The following is a 3,398-nucleotide window of genomic DNA, read 5'->3' as shown; positions in this document are numbered from 1 at the left end:
TCAACGCTGACGTCCACCGAATCGGGGTCCACCCCCGGGAGGTCGGCGTGAAGCACGTAGTGATCACCGGAGCGGTAGAGGTCCATCGGCATGGCCAGTGGGACTCGGGCGGATCCGGGCGATGTACCGAGCAGCTGCGCGGCGAGTCTGTCGATGTCACGGAATGGATCGGGATGAAGCACAGCGACCACCTCCTACATGTCGGTTGCCGCACCGCGCCACCGCGACGGGTGTCGGCTGGCTGCGCTCCTTCTGGTTTAGCACTCCACCTGCGCGAGCACCAGGGGTGTCGACGCTGCGCCCAGGTCTTCGGCGATGAGGCCCTGGTGTCCAGGATCGTCTTCGACATGAAGGGGCCAGACGCGCCTCGATCTGCTCGTGGATGTCGGGCGATATCGGCGTCGATGCTGTCGATCCGGCCGAACATGTGCGCGCACAGGAATTGGTGATGGTCGCCGAGATGCCCGTTGAACGCTCGGCCCAACTCGTTTTAGTGTTGCTTTACCTCGATAGGCGTAGACTGAAAGAACGGATCCACGGCAGACCAAGGTCGGACCGGAAGAAAAGATTCCTCCTCTCGGCTGTGGCGCCCAGCACGAGCACCGGGCACCCACGCAAAGCAAGGCCCATCAACTGGGCACAGCGCGGTGGGCTTGCGTCAGGCAGGGAAATGCCTCCTGACGCCGAGGCCACATTTCACCGCGCATCACGCACGCTTGGTAACCAGGTGGTTGCTGCTTCGGACGGCGTTCCTTTTCGTCAAGAGCGCCGTCCGACTCGTGTATACCGAACTCTCGGGGCCGGTAGCGATCTGCTCGCCGAAGGCACTCTGCGAGCTGGGTGATCGTGTCCCTGGGTGGCGACCGCATCGTTGAGCACTGTCGAGTCCAGCGCGTGCCGTCGCCCCGACCGCTCGAAAGTCGGTCGCAATTGGCCCACACTGAGGAATGCTCTGTGTGACATCCTTTGGCGGTGGGCCCGCCTTCGGGGGTCGTGACGTTTTTGTTCACCGATATTGAGGGTTCGACCCGTCGGTGGGAGTCAGACGCGGACGGTATGCGGGCAGCCCTGTTGGCGCACGACGACGTGCTGCGCAACGCAATCGAGGGGCAAGGAGGCTTCCTGTTCAAGCACACCGGTGACGGCGTATGCGCGGCCTTCTCATCGCCAAAATCCGCGATTGATGCCGCCGTCGCCGCCCAGCGGCGGCTGCAATTGCCCGTCCGCATGGGACTGGCGACCGGCGAAGCCGAACTGCAGGAGGGTGACTACTTCGGTTCGGTGCTCAACCGTGCCGCGCGGGTGATGGCCGCCGGGCACGGCGGTCAGATCCTGGTTGTCGAGTCGACGGCAAGTCTGCTCAGTGGAGTTGATCTGGTCGATCTGGGGCCGCGGCGGCTGCGGGATCTGCCGATCGCGGTCGGGGTGTTTCAGGTACGGGCGGCGGGCCTGCAGACAGACTTTCCTGCGTTGCGGGCGTTGGATACCAGTCCGGGGAACCTGCGGCCCGCGATCACAAGCTTGATAGGGCGCGATACCGAGGTCTGCGATGTCCAAGCGGCTTTGCATTCACACCGGTTCGTGACGTTGACCGGGGTGGGTGGGGTCGGCAAAACCCGGCTGGCGATCGAGGTCGCAGCGCAGCTCGCTGACGCATTCCCCGACGGGGTGTGGTTTTTCGACTTAGCCGCGGTCACCGATCCGGCGGCGGTGCCAGCCGCGGTGGCCGCGGTGCTGGGCATCACCCAGCAACCGGGCAAAAGCATGAGCGAGTCGGTAGCCGCCGCACTCCAGGGCCGAATCCGGCTGCTGGTGTTCGACAACTGCGAACACATCCTGGACGCCGCCGCCGATCTGGTCGAGGCCATTCTCATCCAGTCGGCGACCGTGACGGTCCTGGCCACCAGCCGTGAGGGCCTGGAGGTCGCCGATGAGCAAATGTGGCTAGTGACCTCGCTGGATGTCGGCGCGGGCATCGATTCTGCCGCCGTGAGTCTGTTCGTGGAACGCGCCCGCAGCGTCGCGTCGAGCTTCACGCTGGGCAACGCTGAGGAGGCGGGGGCGGTGGTGGAGATCTGTGCCCGCCTCGACGGAATCCCGTTGGCCATCGAGTTGGCGGCTTCGCGGATGGCGTCGATGATCGCCAGCGAGGTGCGGGATCGTCTTGACCAGCGGTTCCGGCTGCTGGTGGGCTCGCGGCGCGGCCCGCACCGTCACCACACCCTGCGCCACGCGGTCGCCTGGTCCTACGACCTCCTCGACGACGCCGAAAAGTCGCTGTTGACAAGGTGTTCGGTGTTCGCTGGCGGATTCGACCTGCAAAGCGCCTGCGTGGTGGCCGGAACCGATGACCTTGACGAGTACGCCGTGCTGGATCTGCTCGATGCATTGGTGCGCAAGTCGCTGCTGGTCGCCGACCGGTCAGCGGGGCGGACCCGGTATTCGATGCTGGAGACCATCCGCCAGTTCGCCGAGGAACAACTCGTCGCCCGTGGCGAAGCATCCGAGATTCGGGCCGCCCACTCGCGGTACTTCGCCGGACGGGAAGCCGACATCCTGGCCCTGTGGGACAGCGCCCGCCAGCGCGAGGCCTACACGTGGTTCAACATTGAGTTGTCCAATCTGCGTACGGCATTCCGGTGGACCGCCGACCGCAGCGACCTCGATGTCGCCGTGACCATCGCTTCGTACGCGGCTTTCCTCGGCGCCTTTCTGGAGAATTATGAGCCCATCGCGTGGGCCGAAGAGCTCATAGGACCCGCTCGCGTCGCGGACCACCCCCGGCTCGCCACGCTGTATGTGATGGCCTCGCAGTGCTACCTGGCCGGACGGATCGACAAGGCCGTCGGCTACAGCGACGCCAGCCAAGCCGCCGCCGGCAGCACTCGCGACGATGTGCCGTTCGGTGCCGAGGGCTGGCTTGTCGGTCCATACCTGAGCATCGGCCAGCCCGAGCGGGCGGTCGAACTGTGCCGCGCCCAACTGGCACGTCGTCGCGATGATGACCCGTTCACCACCGCATGCCTGGTCGTTGCGCTGACATTCGCCGGTTCTGGTGACGCGGCGAGGACCACCGCGAACGGTCTGATCGACGCCGCCGAGGCCACTCGCAACCCCTTTGTGCTCTCGTTCGCGTTGCTCGCCTGCGGATTGGCCTTCCGGGAAGCCGATCCCGCCGCCGCGCTGGAGGCGATGCGTCGAGGCCTGGTGATCGCGCAAGACAGCGGCAACCGCTACGACGAGTCACACCTAGCAGCCGCCCTGTGCGGCCTCGAAGCTGAGCACGGTGACGCGTTGGCCGCGTTCGGGTACTTCGAACTGGCCATCCGCAATCACCATGATTCGGGCAATATCACCATGATTCGCACTCCGTTGGCGGTCCTCGCCGCCTTCTTGGA

General features: G+C 65.5%; 2 protein-coding genes. One reads left to right on the top strand and one right to left on the bottom strand.

Annotated features, from left to right (window positions below; translation table 11 throughout):
* A partial coding sequence (locus ACLQI9_RS04350; RefSeq protein WP_442391169.1) for an Hsp20/alpha crystallin family protein occupies positions 1-182 on the bottom strand: 182 nt, incomplete at its 3' end.
* 790 nt (positions 183-972) lie between these two features.
* Between ACLQI9_RS04350 and ACLQI9_RS04345 the strand changes: the two genes are divergently transcribed.
* Positions 973-3,398: ATP-binding protein (locus ACLQI9_RS04345; RefSeq protein WP_442391167.1), on the top strand; the 2,426-nt coding region annotated here is incomplete at its 3' end.

This window comes from Mycobacterium sp. (assembly GCF_052143115.1).
Lineage (GTDB): Bacteria > Actinomycetota > Actinomycetes > Mycobacteriales > Mycobacteriaceae > Mycobacterium.
This window is presented reverse-complemented; position numbering and strand designations above follow the sequence as displayed.